This is a genomic window from Mesorhizobium captivum, assembly GCF_033977165.1.
Taxonomy (GTDB): Bacteria; Pseudomonadota; Alphaproteobacteria; order Rhizobiales; family Rhizobiaceae; genus Mesorhizobium; species Mesorhizobium captivum.
This window is the reverse complement of record NZ_JAVIJB010000062.1, coordinates 1-23,428: the sequence shown is the minus strand read 5'-3', so window position 1 is coordinate 23,428 and position 23,428 is coordinate 1. Positions and strand designations below refer to the sequence as shown.

Here is a 23,428-nt window from a genome sequence, read left to right as displayed (position 1 = left end):
GGGCCTCGCGCTCTGTCTAACGGAGCAAGGGTGAGCACCTGTTATCTGCTTCACGACACGGTTAATCAACTGAGACCAGTCAGACGGCGGAGTGCAAACCGGTCAAATAGCCGTTTTGCACCGCCCTGTGGCGCGGCACCATCAGCGCGCTACCACCTCGGATCGTCTCCGGCATAGCGTTGCGTTTCGGTTGAGCGTTGTAACAGCTCCTTCCAGAAAATTCACAGAGGCTTTGCAACACCAAATCGCTAAAAATGGTAGGACTCCCAAAGGCTGTTTGAGGTCAGCGAGGTCAAGCCGGGTGCATGTATTTCCGGTCACAAAGCCGCGACCTATGAGCACTTCGGGTGCGAAGAGCCTGAGTCTACCTGGGATAGGCTGGCACTTACGGCGTGCGATGCAATGGTCGCAGCGCCGCGAGACTCGTGCCGAGTAGATTGGCATGCGGAAAGCCCATCCCAACTGATCTCGCCCGGCCGGCGTGGCAAAAAGCCGGCAGTCGTTGGAGATATCGATGCCGGAATACGACGTGCTTTGCATCGGCAATGCTATTGTCGATATCATCGCGCAGTGCGACGAGGCCTTCCTCGAAACCAACGGCATCATCAAGGGGGCGATGAACCTCATCGACACCCGGCGCGCCGAACTGCTCTACAGCCGCATGGGGCCGGCGATCGAGGCTTCCGGCGGCAGCGCCGGCAACACGGCGGCGGGCGTGGCGAGCTTTGGCGGCCGCGCCGCCTTCTTCGGCAAGGTGTCGAACGACGCGCTCGGCGACATCTACACGCACGACATCCATGCCCAGGGTGTGGCCTTCGACACCAGGCCGCTCCATGGCGAGCCGCCGACGGCGCGCTCGATGATCTTCGTCACGCCGGACGGCGAGCGTTCGATGAACACCTATCTCGGCGCCTGCATCGAACTCGGGCCGGAGGACGTCGAGGCCGACAAGGCCGCCGGCGCCAAGGTCACCTATTTCGAAGGCTATCTGTGGGATCCGCCGCGCGCCAAGGAAGCGATCCGGCAGACCGCGCGGCTCGCGCATGCCGCCGGCAGGGAAGTGTCGATGACGCTGTCGGATTCCTTCTGCGTCGACCGCTACCGCGACGAGTTCCTGGATCTGATGCGTTCGGGCACCGTCGACATCGTCTTTGCCAACAGCCACGAGATCAAATCGCTTTACCAGACCGCTTCCTTCGATGAAGCGCTCGCCGCCATCCGCAAGGATTGCAGAATAGCCGCCGTCACCCGCTCGGAAAAAGGCTCGGTGATCGTGCGCGGCGACGAGACCGTCACCATCGAGGCAACGAAGATCAAGGAGCTGGTCGACACGACCGGCGCCGGCGACCTCTACGCGGCCGGCTTCCTCTACGGCTATACGAGCGGCCGCAGCCTTCAGGACTGCGGCCATCTCGGCTCGCTGGCGGCCGGGCTGGTGATTCAGCAGATTGGCCCGCGGCCGCGCCAGAACTTGCGCCGCGAGGCCGAACAGGCAGGGCTGCTGTAGGGGCGGTCCAAGGACTAGCTTCCTTCCTCCTAGTGAAATCTGTTTAGGAAAGCGCGGGCAAATCAAAATGTCGCATGTGCATCCCGTTGAGGGCGGTTTTCCCCTTGGCGCTTCTGGTCTAGTTGCCGGAACTCGGAAACGGGTTGGCGCCACTTACCGGTGGCAGTTTCAGGTGATCTTGATATCAGTCGGCGCGCGGACGCCCACATTCGCGTACTGCAGCATGCGACTAGCCTCGCAGTTCTGCTGGCGCGCCACCCTGCCTCGCGCCCCAATCGGTCCGACCAAAGGCCCGGCTCACAACTCTTGCGCAGCCGGGCCGAACGGCCGAGCCGCCGTCTGGCACGGTTCTGCACAGCGCCCTTTGTCAATTTGGCCCTGTCACCTGCAGCGGCCAAAGTCTGGCTTCATGTAGCCAATCTCACTTACCGCGTGCCGAAACGATCGAAAAGTTCGTCCTCTACGCGACTTGGAAATCACCCCGAAAGTACAAAGTGCGTTCACATAATGACATAAACATTTCTTTATGCGATATTGACAAAAGAGCTGACTGCTGTGATTGTGTCCAAGCCATGGTTCTCCGTACGGCGCTGCCGCAGCGGAGCTAAGAGGGAAGCCGGTGAGATGCCGGCGCTGCCCCCGCAACTGTTAGAGGCGAGCCGACCCCACTCATGTCACTGAGGCGAACAGCCTCGGGAAGACGGGTAGAGGCTATGACCCCCGAGCCAGGAGACCTGCCACGGCGAACTATTGTCCACGGGCGGGGTGTCTCGGTGGCCGCTGCAGCCCGGCGTTCGTACCGGCCTACTGGCGCCTTCGTTGTCCCCCACGCCCCAACCATCGGGGTATCGCATGACTCTCTCTCAACAAATTCCTGTAGCAACGCTTGGTGTGCCGCGTATCGGTCGCAGGCGAGAATTGAAATTCGCGCTTGAAAGCTATTGGTCCGGAAAATCATGCGCTGCCGAGCTTCTCGCGACGGCAAAGGCGCTGCGTGCCGCGAGCTGGGAGGAGCAGCGCGATCGCGGTGTGTCGAAAATCCCGTCGAACGACTTCTCGCTCTACGACCATGTACTCGACACCGCCGCCATTGTCGGCGCCGTGCCGTCCCGCTACGCATGGAATGGCGGCGAGGTCCCACTCGACATCTATTTCGCCATGGCCCGCGGCAACCAAGGTCAGACGGGCAATCGCGACTCTGGTCGGGAGCCTGCGGCTAGCCCTGCCCTAACCGCGATGGAAATGACCAAATGGTTCGACACCAACTATCATTACATTGTGCCGGAACTTGACGACGATCAGGCGTTCACACTCTCGTCGACCAAACCGGTTGATTACTTCCTCGAGGCTAAAGCCTTGGGCATTCATACACGCCCGGTCATGCTTGGACCGGTCACTTTTCTCAAGCTGGCGAAGTCACCTGTCGAAGGTTTCAATCCCCTCGCGCTCCTGCCGCGACTTCTGCCCGTCTACGAGCAACTCCTGCGGAGGTTGAAATTCTCGGGAGCCGATTGGATGCAGATCGATGAACCAGCGCTTGTGCTCGACCTAAACCCGAACGAACGAGCCGCACTTGAATTTGCCTATGGGCAGCTGTCGAAGGCCGCGCCCGAGCTGAAGATCATGCTGGCTACCTATTTCGGGCCGCTGGGGGACAATCTCGAGACGGCGATATCGCTGCCTGTGGCGGGCCTGCATCTTGATCTCTCGCGTGCTCCCGAACAGTTGGAGATGGCTGGTCGGCTCGCGCCTAAGGATCTGGTATTATCGCTTGGCTTGATCAATGGCCGCAACGTCTGGCGCGCGAACCTCACTGCCATTCTCGACCGCATCAAGCCGATCGTCGCGGGCTGGCCCTTGGATCGAGTCGAGATCGCGCCTTCGTGCTCGATGCTGCATGTGCCGATAGACTTGCGTATGGAGACGGTACTGGATGCGAACATCAGGTCCTGGCTCGCGTTCGCGGCCCAGAAGACCGACGAACTGGTCATCCTGGCTCGGGCCTTGTCCCAAGGTAGAGATGCCGTGGCTGGTGAGTTGAAAGCCTCTGACGAGGCTGCCGCGACTCGCGCAACATCCACGAAGGTCCATGACCCGCTCGTTGAAGGGCGGATCGCCGACATCAACGGTGCTATGAAGCAACGAAAGAGCGCATTTGCCGAGCGTTCCAGGGTCCAGGCCCGCACGCTCGGCCTGCCGCCGTTCCCGACGACGACCATTGGATCCTTTCCGCAGACGCCTCAGGTGCGCAAGGCGCGTTCCGCTCACGCGAAGGGCCAGCTCAGCTATGTCGATTACGAAACCTTTCTGAAGAAGGAGATCGAGGCTGCGATTCGCTTGCAGGAGGAGATCGGGCTGGACGTGCTGGTGCATGGGGAGTTCGAACGAAACGACATGGTACAGCATTTCGGCGAGCAACTTTCCGGCTTCGCCTTCACCGAACATGCCTGGGTGCAGAGTTATGGGTCGCGCTACGTGCGTCCCCCCATCATCTTCGGCGACGTATCGCGCGCCAATCCGATGACGGTGCGCTGGTGGCAATTCGCCCAGTCGCTTACGCAAAAGCCTGTCAAGGGAATGCTTACAGGCCCAGTGACCATTCTCAATTGGTCTTTTGTTCGCGACGACGTACCCCGCTCCGAGGTCTGCCGCCAGATCGCGCTCGCTATTCGCGATGAAGTGACGGACCTCGAAAGATCCGGCGCAAGGATGATCCAGATCGACGAGGCCGCGTTTCGCGAAGGCTTGCCGCTGCGCAAGTGCGACTGGAAGGTCTATCTTGACTGGTCGGTCGAATGCTTCCGGATCGCTTCAACAGGTGTAAAGGACTCGACTCAGATCCATACCCACATGTGCTATTCGGAGTTCAACGAGATCATCGACGCGATCGCTGAGCTGGACGCGGATGTAATTTCGATTGAGACATCTCGCTCGGCAATGGAACTGTTGGACGTCTTTACGAGCTCTAAATATCCGAACGAAATCGGTCCCGGAGTCTATGACATCCACTCACCGCGCGTTCCTGAAGTCGCCGAGATTTCGGCCCTCCTCATGCTTGCTCGCGAGCGCTTGTCTGATGGTCAACTTTGGGTAAACCCCGACTGCGGCCTCAAAACTCGCAAATGGGAGGAAGTCCGCCCTGCCCTCATTAACATGGTTGCGGCAGCATGCGCGCTGCGGGAGAAACAGCAGGCCGAGCTCGCGCGACTCCTGTGACCCGCAAACGCGCGAGCAGCAGCGGCCGCGGACGGGTGCCTTTGCCCGACACATTTGCCTGGCAAGCTGGCATCAAAGCCGTTCGGGAGAAAAGTTCTGATCGCGTTGTGGAAGCATGTTCATCATGGTGCTTGCCGTGAGGCGCTGTCATGAGCCATTCTTTTCCATCCATTGGATTTGTAGCAGCCGCTGATCCTGGGCGAACCAACCTTCGAACGCGCGACGCTCCAACGTGGGGCGCTTCATTCCGTGTTCACTGTTACCAATTTTTGAACCGATGTTCAGCCGATGGCCGGCGACGGCACCACAACCGCGAAGGACCAAGGCGGTAGCTGCCGGCAGGAACCCGATGGACCTCAAGCGCGGCATCGACCTCGCCGTCAGCGAAGTCGTCGCGGCGCTCGGCAAGGCTGCTAAGAAGATCACGACCTCCGAGGGAAGTCGCCCAGGTCGGCACGATTTGGGCCAATGGCGACGAGTCGGTCGGCGCCATGATCGCCGAAGCGATGCAGAAGGTCGGCAACGAGGGCGTCATCACCGTCGAAGAAGCCAAGACCGCTGAGACCGAGCTGGAGGTCGTCGAGGCATGCAATTCGACCGCGGTTATTTCTCGCCCTATTTCGTCACGAGCCGTATGTGCTGATCCACGAGAAGAAGCTCAGCAATCTGTAGGCACTTCTTTCGGTGCTTGAGGCCGTCGTGCGTCGTGCAGTCAGGCAAGCCGTTGCTGATACGCGGCTGTAGAAGGCATTGTTGCGGGAGGCGGCGTGGCTTTGCTGCGGGCTTCGCTGGCCATTACCGTCACGGGCGCCAATGCCGAGCAAAACGCGGGCGTGGCAATAGTGCGTCGTGCGCTGCAGGCTCCGGCCCGCCAGATCGCTTCGAATGCAGGCGCCGAAGCTTCGATCGTCGCCGGCAAGATCCTCGATAACAGGGGAGGCGACGTTTGGCTTCAACGCCCAGACTGGCGAGCATGATGACATGATCGGCATGGGCATTGTCTATCGATGAAAGTCGTTCGCGCGGCTCTCCAGGACGCGACCTCGGTCGCCGGCCTGCTCGTCACCACCGGAGCCATGATCGCCGAAGCTCCGAAGAAGGAGCGGCGGCATGCCGGGCGGTATGCCCGGCGGCGGCATGGCAGCGATGCCGCCCTCTTCCGCGCATTATAACTTTCATGGCGAGCAAAGTAGGGATCGAGCAAACCGGCAATCTCGACATGATTAGTGGCACCTCCGGCATATGCTGGAGGGTGGCGACCTGATAAAGCGAACGTGAGGTCCGCTCGCGTTGGACGGCGAAGTCACTCAGGATCGCCGGGCGGTTTTTTACGATTCCGCATCACGGGCGTCAAAAAATCAACGCCAATGTCCATAGGCGCGCCACGCCATGGCCGCTCGCGGCGGTCTCCAGGCGCGCGGGCGCCAAATACAGCGGCAATCCGACTTCACGGATGTTTTTCAGTGATCGCGAATACCGTTTCTTCGGTCTGATGCGCGCTGGGCGCCGGCGAGTCACGCGCCTGGCTGAATTCGATGGGGTCGCCCACAATATCGATAGAGCAATAAGATATATCCACCTGGCCGCGGACCCTGATATGCATCTCGTCGAAATCCAGGTGTCGGTGACGATGCGCTTTGTCACTTGAAGGCTGGGACCGCAGCTATGAGCGCGTCGCAATCATTCGACGGTGACTGATTTTGCGAGGTTGCGCGGCTGGTCGACATCTGTGCCCATGAAGACCGCCGTGTGGTAGGCAAGAAGCTGCAGGGGCAGTGAGAATATCATCGGCGCGATAATCTCGTCTACAGCTGGCAGCACGATCGTGTGCATCGTGTCGAGCTTCGATGCGGTTGCTCCTTTTTCATCGGTGATGAGGATAATCCGCCCTCCACGGGCGGCCACTTCCTCCATATTGGAGACGGTCTTGTTGAAAAAGCGATCAAATGGCGCGACGACGATCACCGGCATGTTCTTGTCTATCAATGCGATCGGACCATGCTTCAATTCACCCGCCGCATAGCCCTCGGCGTGGATGTACGAAATCTCCTTGAGCTTGAGCGCACCTTCCATCGCCAATGGGAAACTGGTGCCACGGCCGAGATACAGGACGTCGTGATACTTGGATAAATCGCGCGCCAGGAATTCGATCTTAGGTTGGATGCTGTTCAGGACCTGGCCCATAATGCGCGGCATTTCGGCAAGGCTCCTGACGAGCGCCTGCACCTCGTTTTCGGTTACCGTCCCGCGGGCCCGGGCGGCGCTGATGACGAGTGCGGCAAGAACGGCAAGCTGGCAGGTGAAGGCCTTGGTGGAGGCGACGCCGATCTCCGGGCCGGCAAGGCTCGGGAAGACCGCGTCGGCCTCTCGAGCGATGGTTGATTCGGCGGCATTGACGATGGCGCCAATTGTCAGTCCAAGCTCCTTGGAGTATCTCAGCGAGGCCAGCGTATCGGCGGTTTCGCCAGATTGCGAAATGAAAAGAGCAGCAGACTGGGGCGACAACGGGATCTCGCGGTAGCGAAATTCGGACGCAACGTCGATTTCGACTGGCAGGCGAGCATAGCGCTCGAACCAGTATTTTCCGATCAGTCCGGCGAGGTAGGCGGTGCCGCAGGCAGAGATCGCCAGGGTCGGAATGCTGGCAAAATCGAAGCTAGGAACCGGATCGGCGCGATTCTCTATCAAGCTGACATAATGGGCGAGCACATGGCCGATGGCCTCGGGCTGCTCGTAGATTTCCTTCTCCATGAAGTGGCGATGTTTGCCCTTGTTGGCCAGATAAGCCGCGGCCATGGAGGTCTGACGCGGACGCTCTACGGGGTAGCCGTCGAAATCGAAGATATCGGCACCCCCCTTGCCAATAACAGCCCAGTCACCGTCGACGAGATAGGTGACTTCATTCGTGAAGGGGGCAAGCGCGATCGCGTCGGATCCCAGAAACATCTCGCCGTCGCCGTGGCCGATTGCCAGCGGTGGTCCATTGCGCGCCGCCATAATGCTCGACGGATCATCCTCGAAGAGGATGGCGAGCGCGTAGGCGCCCTTGACGCGTTTTAACATGGCATGCATTGCTTCGCCCCGTCCCATGCCGTCCTGGCGGTGTCTTGCCAGCAGATGCGCGACGACCTCCGTGTCGGTGTCGGTCTGGAACTCGGCTCCCGCCGCCGTCAATTCCTCCTTCAGCTCGGCAAAATTCTCGATGATGCCGTTATGAACGACGGCCACACCGTCGGTAAAGTGCGGATGCGCGTTGCCTTCCGTCGGCGCCCCGTGGGTTGCCCAACGCGTGTGGGCGATGCCGATCGTGCCGTTCAGCGGCTCTGCCTTCAGTCTCGTCTCGAGATTGACGAGCTTGCCCTCAGCGCGCCTGCGCTGCAAGGCGCCCTCGGTGATCGTTGCAACGCCGGCGGAATCATAGCCGCGATATTCCAGACGCCTCAACGCGTCGACCAACCGCTCCGACACGGGCTGTTGCCCAACGATACCAACAATCCCGCACATGGCGTCTCCGAATACTTCCGACAGCCTCAGTCGACGCACCAATCACGACGAGGATACCCAACGCGCTGCAATTCAGGATCCTCTAATACGATTTTATTAGGACGGTAAAATTGATTGTTGGAATAGCAATCATCCACCCGATAAATGGACCAAAGATGCGCGACGACATTCCAACAGAGCCTTTCGATGCTGCATATGCCGATTGACGTGGACATCGAGACGGCACTCGAGGCGGGTGTGAAGTCGTGGTTCGCCTTCGCGGCGCAAAAGACCGACGAGCTGGTCGTGCTCGCCCTTGCCTTGGCCGAAGGCCGGGACGAGGTCGCCGCTGGTGTCTATGACATTCACTCGCCGGGGATTCCAGAAGCGGCCGAGATTTCCAACCTCGTCATGCTTGCGCGCCATCGATTGTTGGATGGCCAACTGTGGGGTGAATCCCGACTGTGGTCATGGGAGGAGGTCCGCCCTGCTCTGATGAACATGATGGCTGCGGCACGCGCAATTCGGGAAAAAGCGGAGACGGCGTAGGGCTCGGTGACACTCGCCGGCGGTGAGCGGCGACGCCACACACCGGTCAATCTTGGGATCCAGCGCACCCAAGGCAATCAAGCTGCCGGTGGCGAAACGCCTCGACACTTTGGCTTGGCTGAGCGCGTCGAAGTCACCTACAGGTTCGAAGATGCTCGCCGAACGCCGCCACATCAACGTTGTTCAAGTCGGCGCCGTGCTCCGCCATAACATGGCCGAGATGAGCTGCCGCGCGCAGATATCGCACTGCGGTCGCGGGGCTATAGCCCTGCCGTTTGAGCGCCGCTGCGAAACCGTCGCGCTCCGCAGACGCCCCTCCTTAAGTCGCTTCTGCGCAGAGCTGCGGCGCGAGCCACCGCTGGCGTAGGGCAACTCCCCGAGCTTTTCACCCACCCGAATGGGTCACCTACTTCAGGAAAGCAGATTATACGTCTGACCAAATGCAGAACTCTCTAGCAAGCGGCGAAATCGATCATGATGCTCATCTCTCACTGTGGCGATCTTAGGTGAGGGGCCTCGCTCGTCATCCTGAAGCCGCGCGAAAACGTCGGCTTCAAGCGAGCACCTTTCGATGTCACCCGCGAATTGGTTGTAAGTGATGCTGAACCCGGTGGGTTTGTTTGGCCGGGAGAACGCCCTCGCCTGATCCAGCAGAACTTCGAATGCGGGCGTAGCGCGCCGGTCCAGCCGGGATGCGGGCCGATTCATTCTGCTGCTCTCAGTTGCCCCGTCACAGCGCGCGCGATTGCTGCTTTTCAAACGTGGAAAGCTCATCCTTCTCAAAGCTGTATCCGGCGGCCCTCAATTCGACCCGATGACGACCACGCTTCCGGCAACGATACCAAAGCAAAATTCGCATCCGTCCGTCGACCGCACAAGTGAGACGATAGCAGCTCTTCCCGATTGCATCGAATGGGAGGCCAGCATTTCGACATGCCTGGAATTAGGCCCCATCACCTGCGTTGGCGCCGTTCAACAGGCCATTGGCGCGCATGGAGTGCCACGTGTTCGCCTGGATTCAGCTCGGGCGCCTTCGACGTCCAGAATGCCGTAGGTCGGCGTGCGAGCTTCGATACTCATTCGGTGGTGGATGCCGAACGGCTCCATTCGTAAGTCACGCCCGCATCCGCTGGCCTTTCGGGTCATACATCGGTTTGAGCGAGGCTTCCGCGGCATAGCACTCGCCGGCTATCTCAATCTCGTATGAAGAGGAGAGCAGAGCTGTCTCGTTTTCGTCCTTGCACGGTATATAGCCAAGGCCGAGAGCTCCACCGAGCGTGTGCCCGTAGTCTCCGGAAGTGATTATTCCGGCGATCCGACCGTCTCGGAAAACGACTTCGTTCTTATGAAGTAGAGGGGCAGGATCTTTAAGGCGGAACTGAACCAACCGACGATCGAGTCCCGCCTCAAGTTTTCTCAGCACCGCATCCCGGCCAATATATCCAGGCTTTGCCGTCTTGACAGCGAAGCCCAGCCCTGTTTCGAGCACGTGATCCCCGCTGCCAACATCATCGGGGATGTGCCGACGTGCCTTCTCCATGCGGCACGAGCCGATGGCATGGAGCCCACACAGCTTGAGTCCGACATCGGCGCCCGCCGCCTCGATTATTTCGAAGACATGAGCGGCTTGGGCAGTCGGAATATAGATCTCCCAGCCCAGCTCGCCGACACAGGTCACTCTATGGGCCCGCGCCAGACACATGCCGATCTCAATCTCCTGCCAGGTGCCGTAAGGGTTGTTCTCGTTGGAGAAGTCATTCGGACTCACTCTGCCGAGCAGTTCGCGCGAATTCGGTCCCATCACTGCCAGGATGCTTTCTGACGCCGACATATCGGTGATAACGATGAACTCGTCGCCTAGATGTCGCCTAAGCCAAGAGAGATTGGGTTGTAATGTGAAGGCCGACACCACCAGCAGGAAAGCTGTCTCCGTGAGACGACTCACGATCAAATCGCTCTCGATCCCGCCTCGCTCGTTCAGCATTTGCGTATAGACGATCCGGCCAACCGGCACGTCGACATCATTGGAGCAAAGCCGCTGGAGGAAGGTGGTAGCGTCTCGGCCCTCCACTCGGATTTTTCCGAATGAAGTCAAGTCAGAAACAGCAACCCGCTCACGAACCGCCATATGCTCGTCGCGCTGATTATCAAACCAGTTTTGGCGATACCAGGAGTATCGGTATTCACGCTCCTGGCCCTCCTTGGCAAACCAGTTGGCTCGCTCCCAGCCCACCATCTCGCCGAACACCGCCCCGCGTGCCTTGAGATGTTCATGAATTGGCGATCGTCGAATGCCGCGCGCTGTTGTCATCTGACGAGCGGGGAAGTGGTCGGCAAAGGAAAGTGCCACTATCTCCGAAACCCGCTCTCTCAAGTACGAACGGTTTTTCTGTAAGGGCTCCATCCGACGGATGTCCACGCCCGCCAAGTCGAAGGGTGGCTGATCGTCATTCATCCACTGTGCCAGCGCTAAGCCTGCCCCCCCTGAGGCAGCTATTCCTGTACTATTGTAACCACATGCTACCCAATAGCCCCTAACGTCAGGAGCTTCACCCAAGTGATATTGGTCGTCTGGAGTGAAGCTTTCAGGCCCGTTAAAGAAGGTACGAATACCGGCTGAGGCCAGAATCGGACATCGCTTCATAGCCTTCTCGATAATAGGTTCGAAATGCCCAAAGTCCTCGGGCAACTCATCAAAGCAGAAGCTTTCCGGAATGCCGTCCATGCCCCACGGTTTGGCCTCTGGCTCGACCGCCCCGAAGAGAATTCTTCCTGCGTCTTCTTTGTAGTACGTATGTTCGTCAAGAAGCCGCAGGACCGGCAGTCGAGTTAGTCCATCTATCGGTTCTGTAACCATGTAGAAATGTTCGCACGCATGCAATGGAACCGCGACGCCGCTTCGAGCGCCGAATTCCCGTGCCCACATGCCGGCACAGTTTACGACGTGTTCCGTTTCAATCAGCCCTCGCTGGCCCTCCTTCTCCCAGGTTACGTTGCATACCCGGCCATTCCTCGCCTGAACAGCGGCTACCTTCACTCCTTCAAAGATTGCTGCGCCACGCTGACGTGCGCCTTTGGCCAGCGCCATTGCGACGTTGGCCGGATCACATTGTCCATCATCAGGGAAATGAAGCGCTGCAGTGACGTCAGACACATCGATGTGAGGGTACATTCCCTCGAGTTCTCGCACAGAGATCTTTCGGGCCTGCACGCCGTAGGCGGCCGCGAGAGAGAGTTGCCTGTATAGCTCGTGCTTGCGCTCCTGGGTAAGCGCGATAGACAGTGAGCCGACGCGGCGAAGTCCGGTTGAAATCCCCGTCTCTTCCTCCAGGCTCGAGTAGAGTTGCATTGAGTACTTGGTCAATTTTGTCATGTCGCTTGACCCGCGAAGCTCCCTGAGTAATCCGGCGGCGTGCCAGGTCGTCCCGCACGTAAGTTGCCTCCGCTCGAGCAGGATCACGTCCGTCCATCCCAGCTTCACCAAATGATATGCGACGGAGCACCCCGAAATGCCGCCTCCGATTATTACAGCTCGCGCTTTGGAAGGCAGCGGCTTCATTTCGGATACCGCAACCCGGAAAATTCGACTCTCATTGTAAGCTCCGGTTCAGTGTCTTTTCGGCATCCTCGCTAGAGCCAGGGGAGAGCGCCCACCAGAAGCTCCAGATCAATGGTGAGCCCTCGCTTGACCACAAGCCCACCAACAGATCGCTATCCCTTGTTGCCCTCGCGAAGAGTGCCCGGTCAGAGCCGCATGGTGGCTGACGGGCGACGTTGTTCATCCTTGACATCTTCGTGGTCTGCGAGGTGTGCCCCAGTCCAGCATTTAGACCGCGGCCGCTCGGTGCCAGGACTGAGGTACTCTTGGCCGTACATGTTTCCGATATCGGCGCGAAGCAGCGACTTGTTTCCGATATCGGCGCGAAGCAGCGACTTGCCATTTCCTCTGATCGTGAATCACAGCGCTGGCGGGCCGCCAGCCCCGTCCGCGCCTCCCCGCTCGAACGGTAGACGAGGCCCCGGTCGGCAAGCCCCACTGCTCCCACCGCTCCAGCGTCGGTTTGACAAATTTGCGACGCCTGGAAGCTGTGGTGATCTGCCGCCTCGCCCGTGGGAACTTCGAAGCGCCAGATTGGGTTGAGTGAACACGCGGCTATCGCAAAGACCAAGCGTGCCCCCCGTCTGGACGTCCAAGACACCGAGGCAATCCCCCCGGTGCGGCAAGCCCGTGTTCTGCTCCGTTCCGCTGGTGATCGAGGATGAAGGCCAAGTTGCCCCCATTTCGTTGCTGATGATGGTGGCGCGCGCTGGAGCGCCAGCACAACTACATGCTTTTCATCCAACTCAGGCTTTCTTCGGCGAAGGGCTAGAAAGCGGTTGCTGTCGGATTCACGTTCGTGCCCAAGAAGTTTCCTGTACTGTCTAGCTATGGCCAAGCTCACGATGTTTGAGGTGGCGGCGTTATTCGATGCCCATTGGAGGGCAAACGCACATTCTTGCGTCGGGGGAACGCTCAGTGTCGCGGGGGCGAACGCATGTTCGGCGAGCGTGCTCATAGGATGGGTCCATGCGGGGGCGGTGCTTTGGCAGATCGACAGCACGTGTCATGCCAACCGAGAAAAATCATGTCAGAACAACGAGTCACTCTGATAGGACTTGTGTCTCATGTCCGACATCGTCAGAGAGCCGACGACTGTGCCACTTTAATCGCCTGATCGGTCTCCTGTGCGAGCCCGCAGGAACATCCTGCAAACTGAAGCAGTAAAACTCACAGCGAGCTCGGTTGGCGCAGCTCTTCGCTCAGCGACGCTTCACGTACCGGGCTCTAAATGGCAATCCCTTGGCTAATGATCTGAACGACGAGCCGACGCTAGATGGTAAGCGCCCGGTGACGACCGCCTTCCGTGGCGGGGATCGGATCGGATAGGGGTCGGGCTCTGGACGCTGAAGATAGTGTTCACGAGCGGGGCTTAATGGACACGATCACGACGGATGGCCGGCGCCTCATGTCCGTGCCCGGTGTGGAACCCATCACCGCGCTCGCCTTTCGTGCCACGGTCGATCAGCCTGACCGCTTTCGCCGATCGAGGGATGTCGGAGCGCATTTGGGTCTGGCCCCGGCACGCTATCAATCTGGTGAGACGGACATTCAGGGCAAGGTAAGCCGATGCGGTGACGAGGTCGCCCGCACGGCCCTCTATGAGGCGGCTCATTCGCTGCTTGTGCTCAGCAAGAAATGGTCGAGCCTCAGAGCGTGGGGTATAAACGTCACCAAGCGGCGCGGTATGGCCCGAGCCCGAGTTGCTGTTGCCCGCAAGCTCGCTGTCATCCTGCATCGCATGTGGAGCGATGCGACAGAATTCCGCTTTGGCAAGGCACCCGGCTCCGTATCGGCCACGAAATAGGCACAACGGACCAACGAACGAGGAGTTGATTCCGCCCGAAAGGGCGTAGCCGGATCGTTCCCGTGGGACGATGGGCAAGGCGATCTCGTTAGCAGGCACGATCCTGGGACGAAATCTCCTAAGGTCGTTCAATAGATTGAGACGCCTCGCTCTACTGACCCCATCATGCGGCGGCCTAACGTCGACCGCGAAGAGAAGCGAGTGACTCGCGGAGCGACATGGTCCGGAAAATTATCAGCAGGAGCTTGACCTCAACGCCCCCAATCAGAGAAGCCTGCTAGTGCCGCACCGAGGCCGCGTCGCCGCACGCGCCGCGGGGAACAATTTCAACCCTATCGGCAATTCCTCTGGTCTCAGGCCCTCTAGCGCCGCGCGAACCCTGTCGGCGCATTCTCGGATTTGTTCAATGGACATTTGCCTGGCTAACTGCGGCTTTGCCTGCCAAGAAAGTCTCTGATGTTCTTGAACGTTTCGGGGGCGTGGATCGCGGCTTCAAGATGTTGGCGCAGGTCTGGATCGCTTTCGCACATTGCCAGCATATTCCGCAGAAGAAACTCAGCCAACTCACCCGATCTGCCGGTGAACTGGCCGTCCAAGTATGCCGCCGTCGCCACCTCGAGGTCGTTCAATAGGTTTCGGAACGCCGCCTCCCAGTCTGGTGAGAGATCGCCTCAACACGGCTGCGGACGCCCTAGTGTAAAGAGGCCAGATCAGCTGCAGAAACCGATATTCGATCCAACTTGATCTGCTTGAAAACAGACATTCCGTCAAAAGGTGATGATGACAAAACGGCGGGCCGTAGCCCGCCGCCTATCAATAAATTACTAGCACTCAGGCAGCGCCAGCAGATTGTCGTTGTAGGTACCGTCAGCATGGGTACGGACGTACTTACCATTCGGCCCGTTGACCACAGCGACGTTTGCCCGCTTCCCGCCGACCAACGTATAAAAGGTGTTGGTCCCAGCCTCGATCCATTGGATCACCTGAGATCTAGTCCACTTCCCCGTGGAGTTGCCGAGGTGGGTGATACCCTCGTGCTTATTTTCACGAGGGACTTTGTTGATGCAAGTAACCTGCACGTCTGCCATTGCAATTGCTCCTTTCGAGCGCTTTCCGGAGCAATTGGGAATGGCAGGGCTTGGGAGGACGTCTGACCATTTCGTAGCTCCTATGGCTTGCCAAATAAGCCTCAGGACGCTAGGTGCCGACCTGCTAGGGAGCGGACTCGCGGTCTTTGTTCGTCCACTCGGCGCCACATAACCGCGGGTACGCAACAGACAGAGGCAGACGGCGAATCAGTAGCCGTCTGCCTCTTTTTTACGCAGAAATTGGTTTTCAGTAAACTGCCAGTAACGTTTATTAACAATATTGGCTTCGACCAAATTAGTCAGCAAAGCTGAGTCATTTGCTTTGCCGTGCGCCAAAGCAAGGTCATATCAGTATTAGCTCTCACTAATATTAATAGAACCTTCGTGGCTTAGAACCAACCTAAGGAAAATCCAATGACCACACAACCTGCCGCGGCCGGATCGCTGCCGCATGCCTTCGGTCGCGCATTGATGGCGACGGATTTGGAACGCTTCATAGTCAGCCTCGAAGCATCCACAACAAAATTCAACAACGCCTTTAACAAAGCCAATCAGACGGCCAGAAAACAGCTTGGCGATATCCAGATGCAATTTAAGGAGACTAACAAGAAGCTCAGCGAGGGTTTGTCCTTCAGTGGCTCCTCGGTTGGCGGCTTACAGGGTGGAATTGACAGCCTGAAGACTGGCGCGGCAGGCTTTGCCGGCGCCTTGACGCCGCAGCGTTCACCTTGTCGATGGCGACCGACATCTGGGCGATAGCGTCGTCGAACTGCCGCTCGATGTCGCGACGCTTCTGCGCAGGTCCGCAGTCACGACAGCATCGATTTCGTCAGTCTGGCGATCAGCCAGGTCTGCGGCCATGCGCTTAAGCTCGTGGGCGGCGGCTTTTTGACGACTTCCGCTTTGACATCCTTCTCCTTGAACTGAGGCAGATCTACCTTGATCTCAATACCCGTGCTTGAGGCCTCGGGGAGATCGAGTTGTCAGCCGCAGCCCCATTGGTCTCGACCCGATGGCCGTAGGCTTCGACCGCTGTCTTGAACTCGGAGCGTCAAAATGCGTGTTGGGCGCCCTGGTCTCTATCGGCGGAAGCTCCGGATGGGGTTTTGCAAGCGCGTCTGCGGCGTTCTCGGTGATGTAGCCGGCGTCGCGCGCGGCCTCGAAATAGATAGAGAGTGGAAACCGCCTGTGAAAAGAGAGGTCGCGCTCGATGCCGAGGCCAAGTCGGCCCGTGACGCTTTTCAATTCCGCAAGGCTGACGCTGCCGAGATCGGAAAGCCGAGGCCGAGATCCCAAAGGCCGAACAGCGTGTCGCCGTCCGGATCGAGTTGACTCATAAGCCAGGTCCCCGGCCCGGTCGGATCGAATGTGTCAGCACCGGAACATGGTCGGTTTCGGTGTCGGCCGCGCCGTCTGCGCGGGCCGTTTTGCAGATCCTGGCGTTGCATCACAGTAGCCCGCGATCCATCTCACCTGCGCGAGTCTGCCGTCAATTCATTAAAAAGGGCGCCCGGGGACAGGGCGCCCCTTCTCATCGACGAAATGCTCGGACTGGAGGTCCGTGATCAAACAATTCGCCGATAGCCAAGTTGTAGGCTCGCAGTTACCCGCTTCGAACGCGGGGTACGAGCCGTCCAATGCTTAGAATGAGCGCTGGAACCGAACAAAACCGCCTACGCTGTTCTTCTTGTCAGTACCGGTCCAGTTCAAGGCCGGAGCAGGAGAACCAGCACCGAATTCGTCGAAGCGGCCTGCATGCAGGTAGTCGACTTCGGTCGTGATCGTGAAGCCGGGAACGATATCGTAAACGATATTCGCCGCAACACCGAGGTTCTTCCACTCATCATAGGAAACCTGGGCATTGAACGAGGTCTTCTCGTTGAACTTGTAGGTGCCGCCACCCCATACCGCCCAGTTGCCGCCCCACTGCTTGTAGATGCCGCGACCGCGGCCCGGGATCGCCCAGGTCGGATCCGACAGGTTGTCGTCCGTGCCATAGCCGGCCATCGCGAACAGCGAAACTGCCTCACTAACATTGACGTCGAGACGGATCTTGCCGGCCACTTCCTCGTAGTTGCTGTCATAGGCGATGACGCCGGTGATAGCGCCCCAGCCCTGCGTGTACTTCACGCCGCCGACGACGTGCGGCACGTAGCTGTCGATGGTGCCCTTGACGCCCGAGCCTTCTTCAAGCGAGACCACGGCCGAAAAGCCGTTGCCAGCGTCGAAGTAGTATTGGATCACATTGGTGTTTAAATCGCCGTAGGGCACCAGCGTGTCGTTGAGAACGTTACCGGCATATCCAATAAAGCTTTCGAAAGCCGTGTCGGTCTTGCCAATACGGAGACCGCCGAGCTGAATCCAGGCGTGCTTTAGATTGACGGCCTTGTTCGCCGCGGGATTGGGAGCGGTACCAAAGTCGCCAAAGCCAATGCCGAAGTCGAAGCGGGTCTCGGTGTAGGTCTTCAACGTGCCCAGTTCGGTTTCTTGGCCCGTCCAGGTCCTCAGCGCGAAGCGGGCGTTCTTGTACCAGGTCTGATTGCGGCTACCGTCCTTATGATCTGCGTTGGTCGTACCGTCGTACGAGCCGACGTCGCCGAAGCCGATGTCGTAGCGGATATAACCGCCGATGCGTAGGCAGGTTTCGGTGCCCGGGATGTAGAAGTAGCCCGCGCCATACACGTCGCAGATCTTGACGTATTCAGCCGGTTCCGGCTCGGCGACGACGACGGCGTCGGCGGCGCGAGCACCGGAAACTGCGATCAGGGCCGCAGCTGAGCCGAGAAGAAGGCTCTTGATGTTCATACTTGATCTCCTTGAATGATTTGAAAAAGGGCGAGGACGTCGATGACGGTCCTGCTCCCTGTCCCCACGATCGAAAAAGATGCGCATCGCGAAGCATCCTTCCCGGTTCGAACGCTATTCACCGGCCGGAATAGCGCAAGGTCAAATTCCTGTCTCAGGCTATAAGCATCAGTATTAGTTGTATTTTTGTCACTATATTGACGTTATTACCTGTACAAATTGAACAACTATACATTTGTACAAACCGCACAATTGGTACATTGACTGATTTCGTCCGCAACAAATGTGCGCGAACAGCCGCCGACGCCGACGAATCGTCAGATAGATCCGATCAGAGAAATAGCCTGGGCGGCCGATGCAACAGCTTCTGTGTTCATACCTTCCCTGAGCAATTCGACAGGGACGCGACCCTTGAGAAGAGGCGACGGGCTGATCAGCCAGAGCCAAGCCAATCTCGGATCGGAGATCGAGGAGAGGACCTCCCGGATTCCAGGCACAGGCCTGCTGTCGACGAACTGAGCCAGGGGAAATACATGCTTGCGAGAGCCTCTGCGAAAGGCGACCACATCATTGTGCCGCTGCCACCAATGCAGTGTTGATCGCGGTATTCCAAAACGTCTCTCGAGATGGGTTGAGCCTGCAACTGGCCCGGCCCACTCAGCAATGCGGGCGCCTTCTCTCGAAAGATCTTTCAGAACCGGATGCCCGAGCGGATGGTCGGCTAGCCGGGGTCGCGAAGCGATCTCACGGGCCTGAGCGTGTAGCCGTCGCGTTGCTTCGGCCTCAAGACTGCCAAGCAGTTCGGCGGCCACGGCGGTCAATTCGTGGGGGAGGAGAACCCGAAGGCCGCCAGCAGGACTGTCACTTCGCTTGGCCTCATCGCATTGAGCAAGAATGCGTTGCACCTCCCTCATGACAAAGCTTGAAAGCTCGCTCTGGCGCTTGTCATCCGCAAGATAACTCGACCCCGACATTGTGGCTTTCCTAATAGCATTCCCTCAGCAAGCCGCCGAAAGAGCGTTGAAGACACGAAGCTTGGAGGACGGCGATGTGTTGCAACCTGGCAGCCGGCACGCGGCTTCAACTTGCCTCTCAACGAAAAGGAGAGAACATCGACGGACGACCTTCCTTGCCTCCATGACCGAAACAAATGCACATCGCAGTGCATCCGTCCCATGGTGACAGCTATGGGTGAGGTCAATTTTTGCAAGTTCAAAGTGTATCTTGTAGTCATATATGATTTAGATGTTGCTTTTATGCAACTCAATGATCGTTTTACTTGTACAATGGAACGAATTTGGCATTTATACGAAGTGCCTTTTAAGTTCGCATTTAGTAACGAATACATACTTCACCGTTGCCACGTTTCGCATTGGCGGAGACTCGGAACCGCCTTTCACAATGAGGGTTGAAAGACCGTTCTCGGGACGCCTCATTTTGCAAGACCGCTCGATCCACGGATCCGAAGGGAGACCAGGTTGTCCGGGCCTCAGCCGACTATCTGCTGCGGAGTTCCACGCGCCGGGTCCTCGTCACTGCCGACCATGCCCAGGTTGGATGTTAGAAGGTGATCCTTGCCGAAGCCCAGCAATTTGCGAGCGTTCGTTGCAGCTTTCCTGCGTTTTCCTCGGAATACTCCGAGCAGGACCGCCTTGCCGCAGAAGTTAGAGCGTAGCTCGCTATGGCATGAACGCAGATATGACTTTCGCCGCGCCGCTCGTCTCGATGTTGTTGGTACTGGACACCGGCGTGGATGGCTGGGCCGACAATGCCAGCGCTGACGAAATAGGCGATCTCATTCTCAGCCTCGACCCGACCCTGGAACTGGCCCGCGCCGCAATGCTCTTCACAGCCTTATCGGCCTCAGATCGATGCGACGGCCGGCTGCAATGAACTGTTCGCCGGCTGAGCCCCCCGGACTTTCCTACGCGGCCGCACAGTCAACAGAGACTACGCCCGATCGCACAGGTGATCGCGAAATTATCCAGCCCGACTTTGACGCACTATTTTCCGTACGAACGTCCTCGGCGACGATGGTTGCCAGCCAAACCCGTCGAGCGCACGAAGAACGAAGGTCAGGCGCCGTGTCTTTCAGCGGCCGACAGGCTGCCCGCGCCAGGGAGCGACACGGATGGCCAAGATCGCCTAGACTAAGCTGCCGAAGAAAAGCGGGACTCCGTCAAGAGCAGCGCGCGGGCTCCCGCCCGCCGAGCGATTGGCCGCACGACGAACGCGGACACGACCACTGGTCCGGGCGCTGCGGACGACAGCTCATGTCAAGATAGCGCGCCGTCCAGCACGTCGGATAGTTCGATATCAGCGTGGGCTTGTCAGGTTGCGGCGGGAGCGAGAGGTAGGCGGAGGCGTGAGATCATATAGACCAGGGCGCCACGGAAGTCGAGCTCATCCACGCCTTCCGAAAGCTGTTCCAAAAAATCTTTCGAAGACAGATTGCATTCTGCCGTTGTCAGAAACTTGCTTGGGTTTTTCGGCAACTTGCGTGCCGTGGACCAAGTTCAGGTGCTCGGCATCACGAGTGTTTCTTATGGAGCATATTGTTGTTCCCACAGCCATTCATTGGCGCAATGCGGAGGAGTACAACGCTTCAGAAATAGGCCCTGCCGGCGGGGAGGTGCGCCGGCAGGGCTCGCGGCGCAACGTCCGCGGTCAAATGGGAGGACCGGACAACAGCCGCGACAAGGTCGTTTCGCTCGCAAAGGTTAAACGGCGCCTTCGGCCTTCAAGGCGCGGTACGTCGTGTCAACGGACCTAGCCGTCGCATCGGCGATGATGTCGACTTCGTTCCGGGTAATGATCAGCGGTGGGGCAAAGCCGAGCGTATCGCTGTGGGGCATTGCCCGGCCAATGACACCATTGTCAAGCAGAGCAGCGGCGGCCCGCACGCCAACCTGCAGCGCGGGTTCGAACGGAATGCGCGCTTTGGGATCGTGCATCAGCTCGACGCCGGACAGGATGCCAACGCCGCGAACTTCCCCGACGATGGGATGTCCCTCCAGTTCGGCCTTCATGCGGGAAAGCCAATAGGGCCCGACATCCTGGACATGCTCCAGGATGTTTCTTTCCTTGAGGACCTGGATGTTCGCAAGTGCGGCCGCCGCGCAAAGCGTATGCCCGGAATACGTCCAGCCGTGGCCAAGAGCTCCATGTTTTTCGGTTCCTTCTTCCAGCACCGACCAGACGCGGTCGCCGATGATCGAACCGGAGATGGGGAGGTAAGCGGAACTCACGCCCTTGGCGATGGTGACGAAATCCGGACGCATGCCATAGAGGTGAGAGCCGAATTTCTCGCCGGTCCGCGCGAAGCCGCAAACCACTTCATCGGCGATCAGAAGGATATCGTATCTGTCCAGGACTTCTTGAATGGCCGTCCAGTACCCCTTTGGGGGTGGAACGATGCCGCCGGTTCCAAGTGCTGGTTCTCCGATAAAGGCTGCAACCGTCTCCGGGCCCTCGGCAAGGATGAGGGCTTCAAGTTCGTCGGCGCAGCGTTTGGAGAAGGCCTCTTCCGTTTCGCCCTCATGCGCCTGACGATAGTAGTGGGGCGTCGTGGTATGGCGCACCAGGTTCAAAGGCAAGTCGAAGAACTTATGGAAGAATGGAAGACCTGTAAGGCTACCGGTGACCAGCCCGGATCCATGATAGCCGCGATGTCGCGAGATGATCTTCTTCTTTTCGGGACGACCGAGGATGTTGTTGTAGTACCAGACAAGCTTGATGTTGGTCTCGTTGGCGTCGGAACCGGACAGGCCGAAATACACCCTTTGCATGTTCTGCCCGAAATATTCGACCACGGCCTCCGCCAATCGGGCAACGGGCTGCGTGCCTTGGCTGGCATAGACATGGGCAAAGGGCAGGTCATGCGCTTGCTTCGCAATGGCGTCAGCGATCTCCGTGCATCCATATCCCATGTTGACGCAGTAGAGTCCACCGAAGCCGTCGAGGCTCTTTCGGCCTTCGGTATCCCAGATGTAGACGCCTTCCGCTCCGGCCATGATCCGGTTTGGCGTCTCACCGCGGCTGTGTTTTGCCAAATGTGTGGACGGATGAAATACGTAGGTCCGATCCTTTTCCTGGACCTGCTTGGTTCCCAGATTGGTCAGGCTCATTGTGGCTCTCCCCTTGATCGCGCGGCGGAGAACACAACGTCACCCGCTCGTCGAGGCTGACTATACCGGGGGATACACCTCACGTTCCACGGCAATGCCCGTCCGCGGCCGACGAATTCAGGGAAGTTGCATCAATCTCCGTGGAAAACGTGGCTCTGGCAACTCAGCGCTCTTGTGGTGCGGACAAGGGTATCGGCGAATTGGATTTTACGGATTTCGTCACGATCAGGCTATAGTATTGGTCGATCCCGAGGCCTGCCTGCAGCAGTCCCTCCATGAAGCCCTGGTAAGCAGCCATCGAAGGGGCTGCAACGCGAATCAGGTAATCGACCCTGCCCCCGATTGCCCAGCAGTCTAAAATCTCGGGGATACTTTGCACTGCGGTCTCAAAGTGGCGTTGGTCCTCGAGGCGGTGACGATCCAGCACCACCTCGACCATCACGAACATCACGCCTCCCGTGAGAGATGGACTGAGCCGAGCGTAATAGCCTTCTATAATGCCTGCTGTTTCGAGAACGCGGAGCCGCTCCGAGCAGGCCGAGGCCGACAGATGAACGCGTTTCGCCAGCTCGCTTTTCGAGATCCGACCATCTGCCTGGAGCTCCGACAGAATTCGGAGGTCCCAGGCGTCCAAGCGCACAGTGTTGTTTTTTGACTTCATGGCTTTGCCGGGCTGACCATGACTCTACGTTTAGGCTGCTTTTTGATCTGCGCCAATTGCACCCATGGTCCCGACATATCAGTCCAGCGTTGCGAACTTCGCAAGCGATGCAGGCGTGCGTGCATGCGCACCAAACGAAGCGGAGCCTCTCGAAATCGCGGGTGAGCACAATCGCCTGGCAGGAATATTCAAACGCCGATGTTGCGTGCCGTGCTATCGGCAGCCATGCGCTTGCGCCACTCAACCGGCCCGGAAGTGTGAACTGAGTTTCCCTCGACATCGACAGCCATAATCACAGGCATGTCCTAGACCTCGAATTCATAAATGGCTTCCATGCCGAGGTCTTCGAAGGCTACGAGCCGCGCCGCCTTGGTCGATTTTGATATCAAGTACGCTGCGCCACCGACCGCGATGAGATAGGGCGTCTGGTGCCTGACGATCGATGCAATGGCGGTTGGCTCCCTCTCCGCTTTGCCTACCATCGCGAAAAGGCCGGTGTACGGCAATTTTTCCGTAAACCCGGACCGCAGCGACGGCCGGAGAGCGCTCATCTTTGGGGTTGACGGCAAGCACAACGGAACGGGTAA

15 protein-coding genes, 4 pseudogenes and 1 riboswitch are annotated in these 23,428 nt (G+C 58.7%); of the genes and pseudogenes, 7 read left to right on the top strand and 12 right to left on the bottom strand.

The window, feature by feature from the left end; genetic code table 11:
- Positions 1-514: 514 nt before the first annotated feature.
- Both RFM40_RS31265 and metE read left to right on the top strand, forming a co-directional pair.
- Positions 515-1,507: an adenosine kinase gene (locus RFM40_RS31265; protein ID WP_320278887.1), complete on the top strand. Its 993-nt coding sequence runs from the start codon at positions 515-517 to the stop codon at positions 1,505-1,507.
- Between the two features lie 556 nt (positions 1,508-2,063).
- Positions 2,064-2,263, top strand: a riboswitch (cobalamin riboswitch).
- 96 nt (positions 2,264-2,359) lie between these two features.
- The gene (gene metE, locus RFM40_RS31260) at positions 2,360-4,723 is read left to right on the top strand and encodes a 5-methyltetrahydropteroyltriglutamate--homocysteine S-methyltransferase (RefSeq protein ID WP_320278886.1); all 2,364 of its coding nucleotides are present in this window, start codon (positions 2,360-2,362) and stop codon (positions 4,721-4,723) included.
- Between the two features lie 147 nt (positions 4,724-4,870).
- On the opposite strand, the gene RFM40_RS31255 is transcribed toward metE, so the two are convergent.
- Entirely contained in the window at positions 4,871-5,149 is a 279-nt protein-coding gene (locus RFM40_RS31255) for a hypothetical protein (protein ID WP_320278893.1), read from the bottom strand.
- On the opposite strand from RFM40_RS31255, the pseudogene RFM40_RS31250 reads away from it, so the two are divergent.
- Positions 5,046-5,950 (top strand): annotated as a pseudogene (locus RFM40_RS31250) (TCP-1/cpn60 chaperonin family protein); the annotation flags it as partial. The gene RFM40_RS31255 and the pseudogene RFM40_RS31250 overlap by 104 nt on opposite strands.
- A 220-nt stretch (positions 5,951-6,170) precedes the next feature.
- On the opposite strand, the gene RFM40_RS31245 reads toward RFM40_RS31250, so the two are convergent.
- Positions 6,171-6,326 (bottom strand): hypothetical protein, encoded by a 156-nt coding sequence (locus RFM40_RS31245; RefSeq protein ID WP_320278885.1) that lies wholly within the window; start codon positions 6,324-6,326, stop codon positions 6,171-6,173.
- Between the two features lie 77 nt (positions 6,327-6,403).
- Entirely contained in the window at positions 6,404-8,227 is a 1,824-nt protein-coding gene (glmS, locus tag RFM40_RS31240) for a glutamine--fructose-6-phosphate transaminase (isomerizing) (protein WP_320278884.1), read from the bottom strand.
- 186 nt (positions 8,228-8,413) lie between these two features.
- On the opposite strand from glmS, the gene RFM40_RS31235 reads away from it, so the two are divergent.
- Complete coding sequence (locus tag RFM40_RS31235; RefSeq protein ID WP_320278883.1) at positions 8,414-8,755, top strand: hypothetical protein; 342 nt, start codon at positions 8,414-8,416, stop codon at positions 8,753-8,755.
- A 1,114-nt stretch (positions 8,756-9,869) separates the two neighbouring features.
- Here RFM40_RS31235 and RFM40_RS31230 read toward each other — a convergent pair.
- The gene (locus tag RFM40_RS31230) at positions 9,870-12,314 is read right to left on the bottom strand and encodes a GcvT family protein (protein ID WP_320278882.1); all 2,445 of its coding nucleotides are present in this window, start codon (positions 12,312-12,314) and stop codon (positions 9,870-9,872) included.
- Positions 12,315-13,752: 1,438 nt separating this feature from the next.
- On the opposite strand from RFM40_RS31230, the pseudogene RFM40_RS31225 reads away from it, so the two are divergent.
- Positions 13,753-14,160 (top strand): annotated as a pseudogene (locus RFM40_RS31225) (transposase); the annotation flags it as partial.
- 422 nt (positions 14,161-14,582) lie between these two features.
- Here RFM40_RS31225 and RFM40_RS31220 read toward each other — a convergent pair.
- Both RFM40_RS31220 and RFM40_RS31215 read right to left on the bottom strand, forming a co-directional pair.
- Complete coding sequence (locus RFM40_RS31220; RefSeq protein ID WP_320278881.1) at positions 14,583-14,789, bottom strand: hypothetical protein; 207 nt, start codon at positions 14,787-14,789, stop codon at positions 14,583-14,585.
- A gap of 195 nt (positions 14,790-14,984) precedes the next feature.
- Positions 14,985-15,248: a DUF3892 domain-containing protein gene (locus RFM40_RS31215; protein ID WP_320278880.1), complete on the bottom strand. Its 264-nt coding sequence runs from the start codon at positions 15,246-15,248 to the stop codon at positions 14,985-14,987.
- Between the two features lie 414 nt (positions 15,249-15,662).
- Here RFM40_RS31215 and RFM40_RS31210 point away from each other — a divergent pair, with 414 nt between their 5' ends.
- Entirely contained in the window at positions 15,663-16,007 is a 345-nt protein-coding gene (locus RFM40_RS31210; RefSeq protein WP_320278879.1) for a hypothetical protein, read from the top strand.
- Between the two features lie 186 nt (positions 16,008-16,193).
- Here RFM40_RS31210 and RFM40_RS31205 read toward each other — a convergent pair.
- The 3 genes and pseudogenes from RFM40_RS31205 to RFM40_RS31195 all read right to left on the bottom strand — a co-directional run bounded on the left by RFM40_RS31205 (position 16,194) and on the right by RFM40_RS31195 (position 19,027).
- Positions 16,194-16,696, bottom strand: a pseudogene (locus tag RFM40_RS31205) (DUF2958 domain-containing protein).
- 193 nt (positions 16,697-16,889) lie between these two features.
- On the bottom strand, positions 16,890-18,053 hold the full coding sequence (locus RFM40_RS31200; RefSeq protein WP_320278878.1) for a porin: 1,164 nt from the start codon (positions 18,051-18,053) through the stop codon (positions 16,890-16,892).
- 317 nt (positions 18,054-18,370) lie between these two features.
- The gene (locus tag RFM40_RS31195) at positions 18,371-19,027 is read right to left on the bottom strand and encodes an antitoxin Xre/MbcA/ParS-like domain-containing protein (RefSeq protein ID WP_320278877.1); all 657 of its coding nucleotides are present in this window, start codon (positions 19,025-19,027) and stop codon (positions 18,371-18,373) included.
- A 724-nt stretch (positions 19,028-19,751) separates the two neighbouring features.
- Between RFM40_RS31195 and RFM40_RS31190 the strand changes: the two genes are divergently transcribed.
- Positions 19,752-19,946: a hypothetical protein gene (locus tag RFM40_RS31190; RefSeq protein ID WP_320278876.1), complete on the top strand. Its 195-nt coding sequence runs from the start codon at positions 19,752-19,754 to the stop codon at positions 19,944-19,946.
- Positions 19,947-20,773: 827 nt separating this feature from the next.
- On the opposite strand, the gene RFM40_RS31185 is transcribed toward RFM40_RS31190, so the two are convergent.
- The 3 genes and pseudogenes from RFM40_RS31185 to RFM40_RS31175 form a co-directional block, all read right to left on the bottom strand.
- The gene (locus RFM40_RS31185; protein ID WP_320278875.1) at positions 20,774-22,180 is read right to left on the bottom strand and encodes an aminotransferase; all 1,407 of its coding nucleotides are present in this window, start codon (positions 22,178-22,180) and stop codon (positions 20,774-20,776) included.
- A 163-nt stretch (positions 22,181-22,343) separates the two neighbouring features.
- Positions 22,344-22,841: an Lrp/AsnC family transcriptional regulator gene (locus RFM40_RS31180; RefSeq protein ID WP_320278874.1), complete on the bottom strand. Its 498-nt coding sequence runs from the start codon at positions 22,839-22,841 to the stop codon at positions 22,344-22,346.
- Positions 22,842-23,029: 188 nt separating this feature from the next.
- Positions 23,030-23,359: pseudogene (locus tag RFM40_RS31175) on the bottom strand (fumarate hydratase C-terminal domain-containing protein); the annotation flags it as partial.
- Positions 23,360-23,428 lie beyond the last annotated feature (69 nt).